Genomic DNA, 18,794 nt, shown 5'->3' with positions numbered 1-18,794 from the left:
CTCGTGAGTATGGAAGTCGCTGCCATGTCGCCGAACGTAAGTCGCCTGTACCAAGCGGTCCTCCGGGACAGGACCGCACCGATATCCCCCCGGCTGCGACGCACCTTCGGGGAGTGGCTCGCCGCCAGGGGATTGCCGGCCCCGGAGACGGGCAGGGAGGCGCAGGAGTTCGAGCGGGACGGAGTCCGGGTCCGCGTCGAGCGCTCGGGCGAGTGCGGGCGCTACCTCGTCGAGGAGAACCGGGCGGAGGGCCTGCTGCGCACCCGGGTCGCCTACGCCGAACGGACGGGCGGACCGGCGGGCTGGGTGGTCGTCACGGTCGAGGGGGACGGTGAGAGCGGTGCGGGACACGCCCCGGGGTTCGTCCAGGCCTACCTGCGCACCGCCAGGATCACCGACGGCGGCACGCACCTGCCGGACGCCGCAGAGGAGGTCGACGAGGACGCCGTCCACCGGCTGGTCTCGGTGCTCTCCGAACGCAGGCGCCGCGTCCCGGTGGCCGTCGTCTCGGTCGATCCGCAGGACCCGCGGGCGGCGAGGACCCGGGCCGAATACCTGGCGGGCGCGGTCGCCGGGGCCGGGATGGTCGCGCGCTTCGCCGACCTGCACGCCCAGCAGCGCTTCAACGAGGCCATGGGCTCCGACCTCGGGGTGTTCGGCGGGGGGATCCGCACCTACGTGGCCCCGTTCGACCCGGGCGGGGAGAGCTACCCCTACCGGCACCGCCCGATGGGCGGGGCGATGGTCCGCAAGCAGGGCAGGCAGGCCCTCGACCTGGCCGCGGACGGCATCATCGGGGAGACGGCGCGGCGCGCGCTCCCCGACGACGTGCAACGGGCCTACCGGGTCGTCTCCAGAATCCTGGTCGGCAAGGCGACCGCCGGTGACCTGGCCGAGGCCATGACCCCGCGTCCCGCGCCCACCGGCTCCCCGGGAGACGGGCTGCGCCGCTGGATGATGGCGATGGGCCCCCGCAGCGCCCCCGCCGAACCCGTCCCCGCGCGCGGCGCGGAACCCCCCGCCGAACCCGAGCCCGCGGCGACGGCCGTCCCGGCCGCCGAGCCGGAGCCCGCGCAGGAGCGGCGTTCCCTGGACGTGGACGAGCTGGCCCGCCTGGTCGCCGCCGTGGTGGTCAGGGAGCTGCGGGGCGAGCTGGACGCCGCCCTCGGCCTGGCGGCCTCCTCATCCGGGGCCTCCGGCGGCGGTTCCGGCGGCGGTTCCGGCAGTGGTTCCGGCAACGGGGAGATCCTGCGTCAGATGCGCACCCTCGGCGCGCACGTCGAGGGCCTGCGCGATCTGGTCGTCGTACGGCAGAGCGGCGACCAGCTGCTGGCCGAGGCCGAGGACGAGAGCGACAGGCTGGCCGGTGAGATGGACCGCCTGCACACCGAGCACGAGATCCTCCAGCAGGAGTACGCCGAGGCCGTCGCGTCCGCCCGCAAGCTCCAGGAACGGGTCCGCTGGCTTGAGGGCAGGCTGGCCAGGGCGGGCAGTCCCGCCTTCGGGCTCTCCCCCGACGACGCCGTCTTCGAACCGACCAGCCTCATGGACGCCCTGAACATGGCGCGGGAGAAGCTGGTCCACGTGGAGATCGGCGACACCGACACCGAGGCCGCGAAACTCGACCTCACCTACCCCACACTCGCCAGGGTCTGGGCCTCCAAGACCTGGGACGCGCTGCGCGCGCTCGACGCCTTCGCCCAGGCCAGATCGTCGGGCGAGTTCTCCGGAGGGTTCTTCGACTGGTGCAGGAGCTCGGCCGTCCTGACCATCCCGGCCGGGATGGTCGCGATGAGCGAGTCGAAGACCGTCAACACCAACGGCAGATACAGCACAAGGCGGACCTTCTCCGTGCCCGCCGAGGTGCACCCGTCAGGGAAGGTGATGATGGAGGCGCACATCAAGATCCGCAAGGGCGGCTGCCCGGCGCCCAGGATCCACTTCCACGACGACTCCGGCGGCCTCACCGGCAAGGTCTGGGTCGGGCACGTGGGCGACCACCTGCCCAACCCGCACACCAACTGACCTCTCTCACGGCCGGGGCCGTGGGAGGTCGTCACGCCGTCGCCGCCCGCGCCCGAAGTCCTCGAAGGCCGGTCACCGGGTGAAGAGCGGTCTGGTGCGGGAGGCCGCGACGGCGGCGAAGCCGTACTCCAGCATCTCCTTCTCGTAGCGCGCCTTGGCCTCGAGCGGGGGAAGCGTGGCGAGCAGTTCGGCGAGGAGGGCGGCGTCGCGCAGCGCCGTGTTGGCGCCCTCGCCCTGCCCGGGTGACATGGCGTGGACCGCGTCGCCCAGCAGCGTCACCCCCGGCTCGTGCCATGGCCGTACGGGCCGGGCCGAGTGGAGGTTGACGGGGAAGGTCGCCTCGGTCTCCGCCTCGGCGACGACCTGGACGGCTCCGGGGTGCCAGCCGGCCCGCCGCAGGGTGTCCAGGGCCAGGCCGCGCAGCCGTTCGCCGTCCCATCGCCTGAACTCGTCGGCGGCGATCGTGCTCGCCCCCGGCCAGCCGCGCAGGGACCAGGCGAGGTAGTCGGGCACCGGGGTGAGGCCGGGGTGACCGCCGCGGGCGCGGCAGGCGACGGCGCCGAACGAGGTGCCCGCCGGGTCGGAGGTGATGTTGAAGCCGTCGGTGAAGACGCCGGGCAGCCAGTCGAGGGTGCGTTCGGTGAGCGGCGTCCTGCCGTAGATCATGCGGCCCAAATCCTCGATCTCCGCGTCGGGGACGAGCTGTCCGCGTACGGCGGAGGCGACACCGTCGGCGCCGACGAGCAGGTCCCCGTCCGCCTGGCTCCCGTCGGCGAAGACGGCCCGGATCCCGCCGTCCTCGGTGGTGCGGTAACCGGTGAAGGTCTTGCCGAAGCGCACGTCGAGGTCGCTGAGCAGGATCTCCCTGAGCGTGAGGCGGTTGACGCCGAACACCTGGTCCCGGGGGTACGGCGGGACCGGGTTGGCGAACCTGGGGTTGAGGCGGTGGTCGGCGACCACCAGCCGGGTGGCGGGTTCGAGTGACGTCTCGACGCAGCGGTCGAAGAGATGAGGGGGCAGGCAGGCGCGCAGTGCCCGGCTGCCGGTCTCCTTGACGGTCAGCCGCCAGCCCTGGCCGCGGAAGTCGGCCGAGGCGTCGCGGTCGAAGACGCTGACCTCGATGCCCGCCCGCCGTAAGCCGTGCGCCAGGCAGAGCCCGCCGACGCCGGCACCGATGATCAGTACATGGGTTCTCACGGTGGCGACCCTACGATTTAACTGCCGCGACAGCAACTGCTGGAGCAGCTATTCTTGCCGCCATGGATCCTTCCCTGATCGCCGTGCTCGCCGCCGGAAGACTCGTCCAGCAGGTCGGCCGGGAGCTGCGCAACGCCGTGGAGGCGCGGCTGGCGCCCTTCGACATCACCTCGCAGCAGGCGGCGCTCCTGCTCAACGTGCTGCGGGGGCAGACCGGTCCGGCCCAGCTGGCCGTCGTGCTCGGCACCGACACCGCAGGGACGACCAGGCTCCTGGACAGGATGGAGGCCAAGGGCCTGATCAGCCGGAGCAGGCATCCCAGCGACCGGCGCGCCGTGGTGATCGAGGCGACCGAGGCGGGCCGGGCGCTCGCGCCCCGGATCGCGCCCGTCTTCGGCCAGGTCAACCGGCGGATGCTCGACGGGGTGTCGGACGAGGAACTCCGGGCGCTCACCGGACTGCTGGAACGCATGCTCGGCAACCTGCGATCGCCGTAGGCCCGCAGGGACGTCCGGCCGTCACCCCGCACCCCGGAGTCCGCCCGGTACGGTCGGCACCGGAGGCCACCGCTTCACCGGCCTGCCGGGACGGCACCCGTGCGTCCTCGGTGGAACACCCGCGGATCCGGGCTTCCCGGGTCGGCGCAGGTCTCACGGTCTGTGGCAGGGTGGATGACCGTGACCCGCCCCGGTCGAACCCCACGTCCAGACCGCCCTATCGTCCGCCGCCTGATCCTTGTCTCGGGACAGGAGGGCGCGGGCAAGACCACGATCATCCGTGCGCTGTTGCCCCACACGCCGAGCGGCGCGAGGGTCGACGCCGAAGACTTGGGCCAGGTCAATCCGTGCCTCTTCGACGACGCGTTCTGGCGGCTGCTCCGGGACAACGTCGCCGCCCTCGTCCGCAACTACTGGGCCGCCGGCTTCGAGAACGTCATCACGGGAAGTTTCCTCACCACGCGCGACGACTTCCTGCGCTTCCGCGAACTCGTCCCCGAGGCCGACGAGGTGTTCATGGTCCAGTTGCTCGTGCAGCCGGACGAACGCCTGCGCCGACGCCTCACCCGCGCCAAGCGGACCACCCAGGAGTGGCGCGACAGGGTGGACCGATACGACGCCGCCGACACGACGATCGCCGCCGACCAGGACGGCTATCGCTATCTCGCCGTCGACAGCACGGCGATGACGCCCGGGCAGACGGTGGCGGCGATCGTGCGCGGGTTCCCGGAGATCTACGGCTCCCGGCCACCTGGTTAGGGGCACGGCCCCCGTGGGGGGATGCCCGGCAGGTGCTGTTCCCATTCGGCCCGGGTGATCGGCGGGGGCGACAGCGCGCACAGCCGCCGGGCGGCCGACGCGGGGTCGACGGTCCACAGCCGGGCCGTGGCGTCCTGCCCGCCCGTGGCCAGCAGGCCGGTGCGCCGGTCGAAGGCCAGGGCGTAGACCGCGCCGAGATGGCCGGTCAGGGTGGCGACCGGCACCGGGCCGCCGGGGGTGGTCAGGTCCCACAGCAGGACGGCGCGATCGGCCCCTGCGGTGGCCAGGGTTCGCCCGTCCGGGCTGAAGTCCACCGCGTTCACCGCGTCGCCATGGCCGCCGAGGACCGTCGCCGGACCCCCGGCCTGCGTGCCCGTGTTCCACAGGCGCACGGCGCGGTCGGCTCCGGCGGTGGCCAGGGTACGCCCGTCGGGACTGAAGGCCACCGCGTTGACGGTGTTGGTGTGGCCGGTCAGCGTGACCGGGGGGCGTGTGCCGGTGAGGTCCCACAGCCGCACGGTGTGGTCGGCGCCCCCGGTCGCCAGGAGGCGGCCCGCCGGATCGAAGGCCAGCGCGTAGACGCCGGAGGTGTGACCGGTCAGCGTGACCGGCGCGCGGCCGAGGTCGGCGGTGTCCCAGAGAACGACCGCGCCGTTCTCCCCCGCCGCGGCCAGCCTCCCACCGCCGGGATCGAAGGCGACGGCGAAGACGTTGCCCAGCCCTGGGGTCAGGACGGCCCGGGGGGCGACCGGGGTCGCGCGGGGAACGGCCGAGGCGGGATGGAAGGTGGCCGGAACGGCGACGTCCCACAGCCGGACCGTGCCGTCCAGGCCGCCGGTGGCCAGGGTACGCCCGTCCGGGCTGAAGGAGAGCGCCCCGACGTTGTCGGTGTGGCCGGTCAGGGTGACCAACGGCCGGACCCCGTACGGATCCGAGACGTCCCACAGCCGGACCGACCGGTAGGTCCCGGTGGCCAGGGTGCGGCCGTCCGGGCTGAAGGCCACCGCGCTGACCTCGCCCTCGTGGCCGCCGATGACCGGCCTGCGCAGGTCCCACACCCGGATCGTCTCGTCGAAGCCGCCGCTGACCAGGACCGCCCCGTCCGCGGCGAGGTCGACCGAGTAGACGGTGCCCGAGTGGCCCTCCAGCACGACGGGGGCACCGGCGCGGCGCGGATCGCCCACCTCCCACATCCGGATCGTGCGGTCGTAGCCGCTGGTGACCAGGGTGCGGCCGTCCGCGCTGAACACAGCGCCGACGATCCCGCCGGTGTGCCCCTCAAGGGCGGCAAGGCGCCTGGGGTGCTCAAGGTCGGTGGCGTCCCACAGGTAGGCGGCGTTGTCGAACCCCCCGGTCATCAGCAGGCGCCCGTCCGGAGAGAAGGCGACGCACAGCACGCGGGCTCCGTTGCCGCGCAGGTCGGGCAACCGTACGGGGTGGTGCGGATCCGTGACCCGCCACAGGCGCACGACCGGCTCGGCTCCCGCGACCACGAGGAAACGGCCGTCCGGACTGAAGGCCGTCGAGGACAGCCCATCGCGGGGACTGCGCAGCACGGCCAGCGAGGCGGGGTGCGCCGGGTCGGCGACGTCCCACAGCCGTGCCGTACGGTCATAGCTCGCGGTGGCCAGGGTGCGACCGTCGGGACTGAGGGCCAGGGCCCTGACGACGCCGGTGTGGCCGGTCAGAGTGGCGAGGGCACGGGGACGGCGCGGGTCGGCCACGTCCCACAGGCGGGCGGTGCCGTCGTCGCTCCCGGTGGTCAACAGGTGGCCGTCGGCGCTGAAGACGGCGCTGGTGACGCCCTTGGTGTGCCCGGTGAGTACGGCAAGCGGGACGGGCCGGTGCGGATCGGTCAGGTCCCACAGGCGGACGGTGCCGTCCATGCTCGCGCTGGCCAGGGTGTGCCCGCCTGGGCTCAGCCGTACGGCGTAGACGGCGTTGGTGTGGCCGGGCACGAGGGCCGCGTAAGGGTTGGCGAAGGAACTGAGCAGGCTGCCGCGCGCCTCCCTGGTCGGCGCGAGACGGTAGGCGGCCAGGGCGAGCTGGGCGGCCAGGGCCGGATTCGCGGCGCGCAGCGCGTCGGCCTCGTTGGCGACCTTGCCCGACAGCGCCTCATCACGCTGGCGTCCGACGGTGTCGGAGGCGCGCACCGCCGCGACGGAGGTGCCCGCGGTGACCAGGACGAGCACGCTCAGCAACGCGATGAGCCGGTAGAGCCTGCGGACGCGTCCGCGCTCGCGCCGCCCGCTCGCGGTGACGAAGTCGCGCACGCGCGGGTTGACCGGGTGGTGGGAGGCACTCTCCAGCCAGGCCCTGGCCGCGGAAAGTCGCGTCCCCCGGTAGAGGGCGGCCGGGTCCCGGTTCTCCCGTTCCCACAGGTCGGCGGCCTCCTCCAGCTGTTGCGCGGTCAGCAGCCAGGCCCGGTCGGCGTCGATCCAGCCGCGTAGCCTGGGCCAGCACCACAGCAGCGCCTCATGGGTGATCTCGACGGTCTCCGCACCCGCGGTGAGCAGCCTGAGGGCGACGAACGCGCCCACGATCCGCTCCAGCTGCTCGGCGTGCTCGTGTTCCCGCAGGTCACGCCAGGGCAGCGGGCGCCGGGTGCCCGGAACGTTCCCTGACGTCTCCCCCGGGACGCGTACCAGCCGCAGGAACAGCCGTCCGGCCAGCGCGCGACCGGTCTCGTCGAGCGCCTCGTAGGCCTCCTCCGCCGACTGCGCGACGGCCCCGTGAATGCCTCCACTCGCCTGGTATCCGGCGACGGTCAGCCTCCGCCGTCCGCCGTCACGCCAGGCGGTGAGCAGCACGTGCGACAGCAGCGGGAGCGCCCCCGCGTCGTGCGCCGTGGCGCCCGTCGCTCCCGGGTCAGCGGGCGACAGGTCGCGCAGGACCAGTTCGACCAGGCCGTCCTCGACGTCGCCCCTGGCCTGCCGCGCGGGCTTGACGATCGCCTCACGCACCTCGTCGCGGTTCATCGGCCCGACCAGGACCTGGGAGTCCTGCAGGACGCGGGCCAGCGCCGGGTGCCGTAGCGCCTGAGGGTAGAAGTCCGCGCGTAGCGCGAACACCACCACGCCTCCCCCTGGCGGCCGGGCGTCCGGCCCGGCGCCGCCGGTGAGCACGGCGACGAACCTCTGCCGCTCCCCCTCGTCCCGGCACTCGGTGAAGACCTCCTCGAACTGGTCCACCACCAGGACGTGGCCGCCGGTCTCCCCCCATTCCCCGGGTAATCGCTCCATCGGCCGTTCCCCGGGAGTCAGCAACGTGACGTGCCCGTACCCGTCACGGGTCACCGGAGTGGCCCGCCCGCTCCCGTCGCGGGCCGGCGGCGCGACCTGCCCGTACCCCTCGCGGACCGACGCCGTGACCGGCCCGTCCGCGTCACCGGGCCGCAGCGCGTCCACTCCATGCCCGTCGTTGGACAGTGTTATGGCCTGTCCGTCCACGTCGCGGGCCGGCGCCGTGGCCTGCCCGCCTCCATCGTTGGGCGGCACCGTGACCTGCCCGTACCCGTCGCGGGTCAGTGCCGGGATCAGTCCCGCTCTCAGGAGTGACGACTTGCCCGACCCCGAGGCCCCGACCACCGCGAGCACGCCACCGCCGTCCCCGGCGAGCATGGCCACGCGTTCCCGCAGCAGCCGGACGAGCCCGTCCCTGCCGTGGAACCAGTCGGCGTCCTCGGGCTGGAAACTCGCCAGCCCCCGATAGGGCACCGGAGCACTTGAGGGTCGTCGCCCCGGGCTCCGGCGTATCCGCAGCAGCGCCTGAACCCATTCATCGAGCGTGTCCTGGTCACGGACGCCGCAGGCGCCGAGAACGTCGACGAGTGTTTTCCTTGAGGGCAGGTGCGCCCCGGAGAAATACCCGCCGACGGTACTGTCCGGAATCCCGGTCGCGCGGGCCACCTCTCTGACCGTGTACCCCACCCTCTCCCGCAGGAGAGACAGTTCCCGGGCGAAATCCCGCCGCTCCGCGATCCCCTTTACCCCGGATTCATCCTCTTTCGGGGACTTCTCTCGCAAAGCGCCCTCCTCGCCCCGAGGCCAGCCGTACCCGGAGTGTATAGAGCCATCACCCCACTGTCCCGACTTGTACGGACATCGCCCGAGATCTTTTAGGCACCCCCTTAACTCATGTACGGCGGGGCGGCTACCGAATTCCCGTAGGGGCGGAAGACAAACGTGACCGCCCCTCCCGCAGGTCGGCTCGCCAGAATAGGGTCAACGAGCCTCTACTCGGCCGACAAGGAGAAGAATTGAAGTCCTACAATGCCGCACTTCGAAAGAAGATAAACGATCTCGTCGGACCTCCGTTCACCAGTGCGGGCGGAGCACTCCGTGGATGGCGTCCGGTTCCGCCTCCCTTCCAGGTTCGTCGGGGTTAAGCGGCCGACAGTTGCACAACCTCCTGACCGGCAGGGTTCTCTAGACGGAATGACCCAGCGCGGGTAAGCAGATTGAATGTACGCCACCAGTGGATGGATTGAGTCCACACGGAAGCTAAATAGGTTGAATGTACGCCATCAATAGATAACTTGGTTCCCGACTCCGGTTCCCGCACGGGAGGTTGGTGAACACCCATGGGTCGGAGGCCGGCCCCGGCCACGCAGCACGGCGTACGGGTCAGACAGCGCGACGGACCGCTTGAACTTCCCTGGGACTTCTGGCGGTTCTGGGCCGCGTCCTCGGTCTCCGGACTCGGCGACGGGCTGATGCTCAGCGCCTTCCCTCTCCTGGCGGTCCACTACACCCGTGACCCGCTCGCGGTCTCCGGGATCTCGGCGGCGGCGCAGGCGCCATGGCTGGTGTTCGGGCTGTTGGCCGGAGGGCTTGTGGACCGCTGGGACCGGCGGGTGACGATGCTGCGCGCCGACATCGTACGGACCGTCCTCGTCGGTGGCCTGGCCGCGCTGGTGGCCTTCGACGTGGGCGACATCTGGGTGATGCTGGCGGTTCTGTTCCTGCTCGGAACGGCGCAGACCTTCTTCGACAGCGCCGCGCAGGCCGTCATCCCTCGGGTCGCGGGCCAGGAGTCGCTCGTCCGCGCCAACGGTCTTCTGCAGGGCAGTGCGACGGTGCTCGTTCAGTTCGCCGGCCCGGCGGCGGGCGCCGCGCTCTTCGCCACCGCACCGGCGCTGCCCCTCACGGTCGACGCGGTCAGCTTCGCGCTCGGCGTCGCGCTGCTGGCCGGCATCTCCGGAACATTCCGTTCTGCGGGCACCGCACCCTCCACAGCGGACCGGGCATCGGTGCGGTCCTTGCTCGGAAGCGTGGCCGAGGGTCTGCGCTGGTTGCGCGGTGACCGGGTGGTCCGGGTCCTGGCCGCCGCCACGGTTCTGCTGGGGGTGGGCAGCGCAGCGGCCTGGGGCGTGATGGTTCTCCTCGCCGAGGAGCGCCTGGGCCTGGGTGGTACGGGATACGGACTGCTCCTGACGAGCAGCGCGGTCGGCAGTGTGATCGGCAGCCTACTGGCCGCACCACTGGCCCGGCGGCTTCCGATCCGGCTGTTGCTGACCGGGTCCGCCGCAGGCTCCGGCATCGCCTTCGCCGGACTGGCGGCCACCGGTTCGGCGATCATCGGCGCCGTGCTGCTGGCGCTCAACGGGCTCATGGTGGTCGTCTGGAACGTGGTGACGGTGTCGGAACGACAGGCCCGCATTCCCGACGCGCTCGTCGGCCGGGTGACGGCGGCGTACCGAGTCCTCGCCTGGGGCGGCATGCCGTTCGGCGGCCTGCTCGGCGGCGTTCTCGGCTCCACTCTCGGCCTGCGCCCCGCGGTCCTCGCCGCCGCGCTCCTGCTGGCCTTCGCCGCCGTCCTGGTCACCCTCAGCCTGCCTCGCCCGGTGCGACGGAGAAACAGTCGCCGACGATGCTTCCGGAACCGCGGTCCTCTCGATGGTTAGCGGTTCCAAATCGATGAACACGGACCCTGTCAAGTTCGGAAAAATCCTAAAATAAACAGACCGATTCGCCCTGGAATTCGCCCGAACGCCGAATAAAAGAAAATTCGACCAGACTCGACGCCCCCTCCGGTCACACAGAGGTCTAATTCTGTTACAACTCGAAGACAGGTAGGTGAACTACGATCATGACTACAAGGTGAAGAAATCGTAGTCGACCCGAGTCGCCTGGAACTAATACAAGGAAGGCAAGTCAGATGATAGTCAGATGCCAAAGGCTGATGAGTTCAACGACCGGAGAGCCGCTGGAATTCAGTCCTTACCTTACCATCGGGGCAGAATATGTCGTCCTCTCCATCAGCGTCACCCCCGACGGCTACTGCAGGCTACAGATCGTAGATGACGACGGCGGATCCCCAGGTCTGTTTGAAGCGGAAATGTTCACCACGAGTTCAGACAGCATCCCCTCGATATGGGTGAGTCAGATCGATGACCGGGGAGGACTCACGATCGGCCCTTCCCGGTGGCTCAAGGAGGGTTTCTGGGAGGCTTACTTCGACGATTCCCCTGCTGAGATGGCAGCCTTTGAAGAGGACAGGGAAATCATAGAGCGGGAGTCCTGGAGGATTTTCCAGTAAAGACTGGGAAGCAGCGCCGTCCGAGGACAAGGCCAACGAGAACCCAGCGGATCATTCACCGCCGGGCATAGACTGCTCAGTGCTCCGTCCCCGACCCGGGGACGGAGCACTGAGCGAGTCGTTTATGGGATCGTCTCCCAACGCGGTGCCGCTGCTTATGTCTTTCACGTGGGGGCGCAGCCGAGAATGCCCGATGCAGGGGGTGGGGCCGCGACAGCCGCCGAAGTCAGCATGAATCGACGGAATGTCTTTCCGGCGCTCTCCAGCCGATCCGTCGAGCAATGGGGGTTTACCCTCCCCGGGGGGTTTCGCGAGTCTCCGAGACGGCTTCCGAGAGACGGCGAGATGCGTGACGACGGCCTCGGCAATGGAATCATCGCCGAGGCGGACTTGTCACCGCCGCTTCTCATGAGGTCGCCGTACCGTACCGGTGTCAAAAGGCGAGGTGCTCCGGGTCGGGGTGACAGACCGACACCAAGATCAGGCCAATCGAGGACCGGCGAAAGATGCGGGGCCGATCATGGTTGTCGAAACATCAGACAAGAAGAACCAGTCCAAGGTGATCGCGAGGTCGAAGCAGATTTATGGACGGTAGTCACGTCGAGCCCGTGGAAGATGACATTTACCACGTCGTCAGGGAACCTGAGTTCACTGCGCTTTTCCTGCTCGGTGCCGACGACTTGGTGGAGACCGTAGAGGACGTTGATGCCGAGTTGCGACTCCCTGACGGCACCCGGTGGAGTGCGAGTTTCATGACTCTCGGTGCGGTCGAAACGGTGATGAACCGTTGGAGGGAAACCGGTGAGTACGGCGGTGGAGTCTTCTTCCGGTGTTCTGATCTCGTGATCGTCCCCAAGGGCGGAGTGCCGGCCATGATCGAGGCTTTCCGCGCGATCGTGGCGGATGGCCCACAGGAAACCCTCGGCAATTTGGGGTAGCGCCGGGCCGTTCCATCAGCTCTGGAGGCTCCACCGGCGTACTGTTCGGTGGAGCCTCCAGTCGTTTGGCTGCAGAGATCCCGGGGCCGGGCCCGCAAGGCCGATCTCGTACGGAAGTGACAGCCGACGATCTCACCGCGACGACGTGAACCGGCTTAACGTTCCAGGTCGGCGGGTTCCCTGGATTTCGGGATGGCCGTGGCCGTATTCGACACGCAGATCCAAAGGGAGAGCATGCTCCATCACCGTTCACGGCTTCAGCTTGAGCTTCTTTCTTGACGTGCCCGGGAACACGGTGACCAGGTGTTCCTCTCCCGTTTTGCCCATCCGGATGTAGGCCCGGAGCCGGTAGTGGCCCTTCCCCGCGATCGCCAGGTTCGGCATCGGGGCGCCCGCGCCCACCTCTCCCCCGTCCGCCTCCGGCACGGTGAGATGGCCGCTGCGGCTGACGACCGGTACCTCGGTGACCTGGTCCCATCCGGCTATCCGCTGTGGTGGTGCGGTACGGAAGGCCTTCACCGTGAGGCACAGATCGATGACGTCTTCGAGGTGTCCGACAAGCACCGCGCTGTCGAACGCCCCGACGAGAGTGTTGTCGTCGTAGAGCCTGTCCGTCGCCTGTTCCGCCGCCTTCTCGACCTCTTCGACCTTCGGGTCGTGGACCAGGTAGCCGTGGTCGCCGTCGGCGAACAGGAAGTATTTGGCCGTGGCCTGGACAACGCCCTTCGTCCGGGGCCACGGGTCGCGGCACTTCGCGTTCTCCTCGGCCACGTAGGCGGCGCCCGCATCCTCCGTCTCCTTGGTCGACTGCAGCAGCTCGGGATTGGTCGCGCCGATGATCTCCGGGCAGATGTAGACGAGGTCCCACGGGTCCGCGCCCCAGGCGGGCCGCTCGCTCCCGGCCCGCGTCAGGATCGCCTTCTGCTCGTCGCGATCCTTCGTACGGCACAGGGCCCGCCCGTACCCGAGGATTCCCTGGTCCGACAGGCTGTCCGGGAACAGGGGTGGCATTCCGTCCGCTGTGATCCGTGTCCGGCACAGGAACACGGCGTCGCGTTCGGTGGGTTTCAGGTCTCCGAAGCTGGGCCGGTCATAACAATCCATCGACCCGCCGGTGTAGGTGAGATGCGGGGTCTGCTCCGGGTGGATCAGCAGGATGATCGGCAGTACGACCATGGCCGCCACCACGATGCGGACCGCTCGCTGCCGCGCGGGCGGAAGGCCCACCGGCCGGCCCCCAACGGACAGTTCACGAGCGGTCGCTGCGATCCACACGGTGCTGACGAGCTCCAGCACGTCCGTTACAACCGGTGCCACCGGATTGGCGTAGAAGTCCCATCGGAAGAGAACACTGATCGCGATCATCAGCGCGTAGTCACCGACCGACAACCACCCCGCGATCTGCGTACCGCGGCTCCACCGGCCGTCGCGCCGCTGTCCGACGATCGTGATGACGGTCGCCGCCACTCCGCCCAGCATCATGCCGAATCCGAAAACGTAGCCCGACCCGATCTCCGGGAGGTCGAGTTCGTCGAGGAGTTCGTCGGCGATCCCGGCCAGCTCGACCGCGAATATCACTGCGGCCACCACGCGCAGCATGCGGGATCGCCAGCGGATGACGAGCAGGTAGAGAACGTCGATCGCGGTCCACAGTACGAGCTGGAACGCCACATCGACCGCGTCGGGGAACATCCCGATCGGAATCCACAACACGAGGGAGTACGCCACCGCCAGATACAGCAGTCGGCGCAACACCCTCGTCCGGCGGTCCAGTGGCCCCGGCGCGGGGGTACGCAGGATCAGCCACAGGAGCGCGGCCTTCACCAGGGCGGCCACGAGCAGCGCCACGACTGTCGCGGTGCCGAACTCGCCGTCCACGTAGAACCTCGCGTAGACCGGCGACGTCCATTCGACGGCCGCCCAGAGCCAGGCGTCGCCGAGCACCAGGCCCACGACCGCCGCCACAAGGGACAGGCTTACTAACCCAATCCTGGTGATACGCCAGAAACCATCCGAAAGCACGGAAAGTGATCTTAGTCCGGCACTGCCGTACAGGCGGACGTAACGGAGCGTAGGGTTTCACCCCGCTGGTCAGGCTTCGTGACCTTCGACGAGACGTCGATGACAGTGCGGCTCCGCCCGGGATGTTGGTCCAGTTTCCCGCCCCAGCCCCTGCGGTTCGCCGCGGAGCCGGGGCGGAAGAGTGACCTCGGGTTTCTCAGTCGCCGAGGGACGAGTCGAATTCCCCGGCCTTCACACCGTTGAGGAAGGCGTCCCACTCAGCAGGAGTGAAGAACAACTTCGGGCCCTCAGGGTCCTTCGAGTCACGCACAGCGACCAGATCAGCGTGCCCGGCACCCTTCAACGCAGCGACCTCAACACAGTTCCCGCCGTTGTCACCAGAGAGACTCGACTTGATCCACCTGGTGTCACTCAAGTCCATTTTTCCTCTACCGCCTTCTGGATGAGATCGATGGACATACTTATCGGCAACGCCTCGCTCCGAATGGCCTCGAAACGCTCCACGGCCACGGCAACGTATTCCTCGTCGCTTGTGGTGATTCCCCGCACGGCTGTCTCGGCATACAGTACGTCCTTTCCTCCCTCTAGTGTCGCGATCGCGAACCCTCCCATCAGGCCTGAGTGCATCCCCTGCGGAACCAGTTGAACGCTCAACCGGGGGGTAACTACCGAGATGAGGTGCTCCAACTGCGCCCTCATCACCTCGGAACCGCCTATTGGACGGTAGAGAATCGCCTCGTCGATGACGCACCGGAAGACCGGAGGCCGAGGATCCTCACGAACGAGGATGGCCTGGCGCTCCAAACGAGCTCCCACAGCCGCCTCGTTACCGTGCAGCAGCACACGGGCGTAGCCCTCCGTTTGAAGCAGTCCAGGGAAAACGAGCGGCTCATAGGCACGTAGCGTGATCGCTTCCTGCTCCTTGTCGCGCCACTTCCCGAACCAGGAGGGGAAAACCTGGCCCTTCCTCCAGTCGAGGAGGCGGTGGAGGGCTCCGCCCGTGTCGAGGGCCCTGTCGCACGTCTCGGCGAAGTCCGGACTGGCCGGGAGCTGGCCTGTCTCGACCCCGCTGATCAGGGACTCGCTTGAAGTGGATCCGCTCGGCGAGCTGCCCCTGGGTGAGATTCGCGGCCTTCCGGTAGTGACGCAGCTCCCTGCCCCATATCGCCTGAGGCGTGTAGAGGTTGACCACGATGCCCCCCTTGCCGGAATTCAATGACGGCGCCTTGAATCCCAGAACTCAACATTGGTAATCGCTTCATCACCAAGCGTAGTCACCGCTCGGCATCCTGAACATACAAAACCGAGAGCGGAAGAGAAACCCCATGGAAGAGATTCTCGAAACGAGCGTGGCACCGAGCGAACGTCTCCACTCAATGGATCTGGCCCTCTCCGTACTGGGCGAGAGGTGGATTCCTCGCGAGGCGAGATATGTGGCGTCCGCCCGCCGGTTCGTCCGAGAGATCGCCGTCGACTGGAAAGCGGCCGAAGGCATCCCGGAAATCGCCGAACTCCTCACCTCGGAGATCGTCACCAATGCCGTCGTCCACGCCGCCGCACGTCCCGTCCAGGTCTCAGTCATGAGAGAGGGCAGGCTGATGGTGGTCGAAGCCTGCGACTTCTCAAGCGCGGTCCCCCAGATCAGGAGCGCGGCCTCCATGGAGGCCTCCGGCAGGGGACTCACCGTCGTCAAGCAGCTCTCCCACGCCTGGGGCTGGCTCCCCAACCCCTACGGCAAATCCGTCTGGTTCGAACTCGTGGCGTGGCCCTGAAGCCAGGAAGGACAGCTTCCACAATAGGCCTGTCGACATCTCAGGACACCACAGCGATATCCTCAACAGTCTCATGAAAAGCGATTCATCATTTTCCACGGTATGGCGAAACTCAGGGCCAGCCCCTTTGGGGAAGAAAATCCCCGGTGCGGCCTCGGACACCAGAGCAGGCGGGCGTCACGCCGGGCAGTCGTGGGGATCGATGCTCTTCCTGGCGCCGGTGACCGTGATCTGGGCGGGGCTTTCCCGCAGCGTGGCGGCGGTCGTGCACACGATCTGTTCGACGGCCAGTCGGGAAAGCTCACCGGCCGGGGTGGACAGGGTCACCACCAGGTGGCCCGCCCGCTTGGTGGTGACCGAGAACGGGGCGGCCCCGGGTGGGACGTCGGTGGTGAGCCCGTCCGACCGTTCCATCACGGTGGGTCCGGCCGCCAGCAGCGCGAGCGTGTCCTTCCGGAACACCGGCCGGTCGCTGGGCCGTGTCACCGCGCTGAGCCTGCCGTCCCTCACCAGGTAGAGGGTGATCTTCCAGCCGGGCGCGACGACTCCGCGCGGCGGCTCGCCCGCGTCGATGGCGCCGTCGCTGGGGCGCACACCGCAACCGGCCACGGCGACGAGCGACACGAGACCCGCGGCGAGCGCGCGGCGGGCGATCCCGGCCCTCGCTCGGAACCCCTGTCCCGAGCGGGTGCCCGGCGTAACGGTCCCCGTTCGGGACCCTCGGCCCGGACGTGCGCCCGGTGTGGCAGCCCTCATTCGGGACCTCCTTCCGGGTTTTGTTCCCCACGTGGCAGGCGCAGGGTGAACACGGCGCCGCCGTCAGGAGCGTTGGTGACGGTGATGTCGCCGTGGTGCAGGCGCGCGTTCTCCCTCGCGATGGCCAGGCCCAGGCCGCTGCCCTCGGATCTGGCCCTGGCGGCGCTGGCCTTGTAGAACCGGTCGAACACGTGCGGCAGCACCGCCTCGTCCAGCCCCGGCCCGTGGTCGCGGACCTCGACGGTGATCCAGTGCGGGTCGGCGCGCAGCCGTACCGACACCGGGGGTTCGCCGTGCCGCAGGGCGTTGCCGACCAGGTTCGCGAGGATGACGTCCGCCCTGCGCGGGTCCAGCCGCGCCGTCACCCCGGGTGGGAACTCGGTGCTCACCTGTTCCGACCAGCCCCGGGTGCGCAGGGTCGCACGTACCAGCTCGGCCACGTCGACCTCGTTCAGCGCGAGGGCCGCGACGCCGGAGTCGAACCTGCTGATCTCGATGAGGTCGTTCACCAGGGCGGTGAGGTTGAGCGTCTCCTGGCTGACCAGCCTGGCGGCTCTGCCCGCGTGTTCGGGCAGTTCGGCCGCCTCCTCGTCCAGGACCTCGGCGACCGCGGTGAGCGCGGCCAGCGGGGTGCGCAGTTCGTGGGAGACGTCGGCCACGAACCGGCGGGCGTCGGCCTCCATCTCACGGAGCTGTTCGACGTGTCGTTCCAGCTCGGCGGCGGTGTCGTTGAACGTGCGTGCCACCTCGGCCAGTTCGTCGGAGCCGCGCACCGCGATCCTGGTCCGCAGCTCGCCCTCGCCCAGCAGCCGCGCCGCCCGGCCGAGTTCGCGCACCGGGCGCAGCACACCACGGGTGGCCAACGCCGTCAGAACGACCGCGAACGCCAGGGCCACCCCGCCCATGAGCCAGGCGAGCACGGCGAGGTTGTCGATGGCGCGCTGTTCGGAGGCCAGGCTGCGCGCGACGTAGACCTCGATGCCGGACGCCCGGGTCGACCGATCTTCCTCGACGATCAGCAACGGCGTGCCGATGATCAGATAGGGTCCGTCCTCCCACACCACGCGTTGCCACGCGATGACGCCGTCGGCCACCGCCCGCCGCAGCTCGCCGGGGATCGTCCCGGGGGCCAGACCCTGCCTGCACGGGCGGCCGAAGGGCAGGCAGGGCCGGGCGGGGCCGGCGGGCGAGCGTGTCCCGTGGTAGACGGCGACCGCGTCGCTGTTCCTTTCCGCCACGACGCTGACGATCTCGCTGAGTTCGTCCGGGCCCGGCGTCGGGTCCCGCAACGGGAAGAGCGCCTGCAGGCGGTCTCTCATCGCCTCGACCGCGGCGTTCTGGGTCCGCTCCAGGATCTCGTTGCGGGCCACGACGTACATCCCTCCGGCGACCGAGGCCGCGGTGACCACGCACAGCAGCGCGAACGCGGCCAGCAGCCGGGCGCGCAGTCCCAGGTTCAGCCGGAGTGTCACACCGGGCCGAACCGGTACCCGAACCCACGGACCGTCTGCACGTAGACGGGCGCCGCCGAGTCGTCCTCGATCTTCGCGCGCAACCGCTGCACGCACGCGTCCACGAGTCGTGAGTCGCCGAAGTACCCGTGTTCCCACACCGACTCCAGCAGCTGCTGGCGGCTGTGCACCCGGCCCGGTGTGCCGGAGAGTTCGAGCAGCAGGCGCATCTCGGTCGGGGTGAGGCCGACCTGCGTGCCTCGTTTGGAGACCACCAGGGAGGCCCGGTCGATGGTCAGGTCCCCGTACCGCTCAAGTTCGGCCTGGTCGCGGCCGACCCGCCGGAGCACCGCGCGGATGCGCGCTTCGAGCACCCTGGGCTGCACCGGCTTGACCACGTAGTCGTCGGCGCCCGCCTCAAGCCCGGCCACCACGTCGATGTCGTCGCCGCGCGCGGTCAGCATGATGATCGGTATCTCCCTGGCGGCCCGGATGCGGCGGCAGACCTCGAACCCATCCATTCCAGGCAACATCAGGTCGAGCACGACGACGTCGGGAAGGTCCGCGCGCAGCCACTCCAGCCCCTGCTCGCCGGACTCCACCCCGCGCACCCGGTGTCCGTGCCGGGTCAGGGCCAGCTCAAGGCTCTCCCTCACGGCCGGATCGTCCTCGATCAACAGCACTCGTGACACGTTGCCGGGTTTCACCGCACGCTCCGTACCTTGTCCGCCGGTCGACTCCGTCCACTGTCGACCGGCCCTGTCACCGCCCCGTCCGCGCGATGTCTTGGTTGTGTCACGGTCGTGCCGACGATCGCCGTCGAGAAACGGTGACATA

The 18,794-nt window shown here is 69.3% G+C and carries 15 protein-coding genes; 7 read left to right on the top strand and 8 right to left on the bottom strand.

All coding sequences use genetic code 11. The features are described 5' to 3' along the window. Positions 1-24 precede the first annotated feature (24 nt). Complete coding sequence (locus ACFOYY_RS30980) at positions 25-2,025, top strand: hypothetical protein (RefSeq protein WP_386194561.1); 2,001 nt, start codon at positions 25-27, stop codon at positions 2,023-2,025. Between the two features lie 72 nt (positions 2,026-2,097). Here the strand turns inward: ACFOYY_RS30980 and ACFOYY_RS30975 are convergent, their stop codons facing one another. Next, on the bottom strand, positions 2,098-3,222 hold the full coding sequence (locus ACFOYY_RS30975) for an FAD-dependent monooxygenase (RefSeq protein WP_386194558.1): 1,125 nt from the start codon (positions 3,220-3,222) through the stop codon (positions 2,098-2,100). 62 nt (positions 3,223-3,284) lie between these two features. On the opposite strand from ACFOYY_RS30975, the gene ACFOYY_RS30970 reads away from it, so the two are divergent. Further along, positions 3,285-3,719 carry a MarR family winged helix-turn-helix transcriptional regulator gene (locus ACFOYY_RS30970; protein ID WP_386194555.1) on the top strand — a complete coding sequence of 145 codons (435 nt, stop codon included), beginning with the start codon at positions 3,285-3,287 and terminating at the stop codon, positions 3,717-3,719. 180 nt (positions 3,720-3,899) lie between these two features. Then, positions 3,900-4,478: a hypothetical protein gene (locus ACFOYY_RS30965; protein ID WP_386194552.1), complete on the top strand. Its 579-nt coding sequence runs from the start codon at positions 3,900-3,902 to the stop codon at positions 4,476-4,478. On the opposite strand, the gene ACFOYY_RS30960 is transcribed toward ACFOYY_RS30965, so the two are convergent. Beyond that, positions 4,475-8,503: an nSTAND1 domain-containing NTPase gene (locus tag ACFOYY_RS30960; RefSeq protein WP_386194549.1), complete on the bottom strand. Its 4,029-nt coding sequence runs from the start codon at positions 8,501-8,503 to the stop codon at positions 4,475-4,477. The genes ACFOYY_RS30965 and ACFOYY_RS30960 overlap by 4 nt on opposite strands. 557 nt (positions 8,504-9,060) lie before the next feature. Between ACFOYY_RS30960 and ACFOYY_RS30955 the strand changes: the two genes are divergently transcribed. The 3 genes from ACFOYY_RS30955 to ACFOYY_RS30945 all read left to right on the top strand — a co-directional run bounded on the left by ACFOYY_RS30955 (position 9,061) and on the right by ACFOYY_RS30945 (position 11,956). Beyond that, positions 9,061-10,383, top strand: coding sequence for an MFS transporter (locus ACFOYY_RS30955; protein ID WP_386194547.1), 1,323 nt, complete (start codon positions 9,061-9,063; stop codon positions 10,381-10,383). A 278-nt stretch (positions 10,384-10,661) separates the two neighbouring features. Further along, positions 10,662-11,018 (top strand): hypothetical protein, encoded by a 357-nt coding sequence (locus ACFOYY_RS30950; RefSeq protein WP_386194544.1) that lies wholly within the window; start codon positions 10,662-10,664, stop codon positions 11,016-11,018. Positions 11,019-11,626: 608 nt separating this feature from the next. Next, entirely contained in the window at positions 11,627-11,956 is a 330-nt protein-coding gene (locus ACFOYY_RS30945; protein ID WP_386194541.1) for a hypothetical protein, read from the top strand. Positions 11,957-12,205: 249 nt separating this feature from the next. Here ACFOYY_RS30945 and ACFOYY_RS30940 read toward each other — a convergent pair whose 3' ends face one another. The 3 genes from ACFOYY_RS30940 to ACFOYY_RS30930 form a co-directional block, all read right to left on the bottom strand. After that, on the bottom strand, positions 12,206-13,921 hold the full coding sequence (locus ACFOYY_RS30940) for a hypothetical protein (RefSeq protein ID WP_386194538.1): 1,716 nt from the start codon (positions 13,919-13,921) through the stop codon (positions 12,206-12,208). 253 nt (positions 13,922-14,174) lie between these two features. After that, positions 14,175-14,399 carry a DUF397 domain-containing protein gene (locus ACFOYY_RS30935; protein ID WP_386194536.1) on the bottom strand — a complete coding sequence of 75 codons (225 nt, stop codon included), beginning with the start codon at positions 14,397-14,399 and terminating at the stop codon, positions 14,175-14,177. Beyond that, positions 14,390-14,848: a DUF5753 domain-containing protein gene (locus tag ACFOYY_RS30930; RefSeq protein WP_386194616.1), complete on the bottom strand. Its 459-nt coding sequence runs from the start codon at positions 14,846-14,848 to the stop codon at positions 14,390-14,392. Before ACFOYY_RS30930 ends, ACFOYY_RS30935 begins: the two co-directional genes overlap by 10 nt. A gap of 455 nt (positions 14,849-15,303) precedes the next feature. On the opposite strand from ACFOYY_RS30930, the gene ACFOYY_RS30925 reads away from it, so the two are divergent. Continuing rightward, entirely contained in the window at positions 15,304-15,750 is a 447-nt protein-coding gene (locus tag ACFOYY_RS30925) for an ATP-binding protein (RefSeq protein WP_386194534.1), read from the top strand. A 177-nt stretch (positions 15,751-15,927) separates the two neighbouring features. Here the strand turns inward: ACFOYY_RS30925 and ACFOYY_RS30920 are convergent, their stop codons facing one another. The 3 genes from ACFOYY_RS30920 to ACFOYY_RS30910 form a co-directional block, all read right to left on the bottom strand. Next, positions 15,928-16,344, bottom strand: a complete 417-nt coding sequence (locus ACFOYY_RS30920) for a GerMN domain-containing protein (protein WP_386194532.1) — start codon at positions 16,342-16,344, stop codon at positions 15,928-15,930. Between the two features lie 158 nt (positions 16,345-16,502). Then, the gene (locus ACFOYY_RS30915) at positions 16,503-17,978 is read right to left on the bottom strand and encodes an ATP-binding protein (RefSeq protein ID WP_386194530.1); all 1,476 of its coding nucleotides are present in this window, start codon (positions 17,976-17,978) and stop codon (positions 16,503-16,505) included. Continuing rightward, complete coding sequence (locus tag ACFOYY_RS30910) at positions 17,975-18,649, bottom strand: response regulator transcription factor (RefSeq protein ID WP_352012080.1); 675 nt, start codon at positions 18,647-18,649, stop codon at positions 17,975-17,977. Before ACFOYY_RS30910 ends, ACFOYY_RS30915 begins: the two co-directional genes overlap by 4 nt. Positions 18,650-18,794: the final 145 nt, after the last annotated feature.

This window comes from Streptosporangium jomthongense (assembly GCF_042650425.1).
Classification (GTDB): domain Bacteria; phylum Actinomycetota; class Actinomycetes; order Streptosporangiales; family Streptosporangiaceae; genus Streptosporangium.
Note: the sequence above shows the minus strand (reverse complement) of the source record. Positions and strands in the feature narration are given on the sequence as shown.

Bases quoted from the DNA above. Each gene is read 5' to 3' on its own strand.
- ACFOYY_RS30970 (WP_386194555.1), top strand. From the start codon at position 3,285: ATGGATCCTTCCCTGATCGCCGTGCTCGCCGCCGGAAGACTCGTCCAG.
- ACFOYY_RS30925 (WP_386194534.1), top strand. From the start codon at position 15,304: ATGGAAGAGATTCTCGAAACGAGCGTGGCACCGAGCGAACGTCTCCAC.
- ACFOYY_RS30980 (WP_386194561.1), top strand. From the start codon at position 25: ATGTCGCCGAACGTAAGTCGCCTGTACCAAGCGGTCCTCCGGGACAGG.
- ACFOYY_RS30935 (WP_386194536.1), bottom strand. From the start codon at position 14,399: ATGGACTTGAGTGACACCAGGTGGATCAAGTCGAGTCTCTCTGGTGAC.
- ACFOYY_RS30955 (WP_386194547.1), top strand. From the start codon at position 9,061: ATGGGTCGGAGGCCGGCCCCGGCCACGCAGCACGGCGTACGGGTCAGA.
- ACFOYY_RS30950 (WP_386194544.1), top strand. From the start codon at position 10,662: ATGAGTTCAACGACCGGAGAGCCGCTGGAATTCAGTCCTTACCTTACC.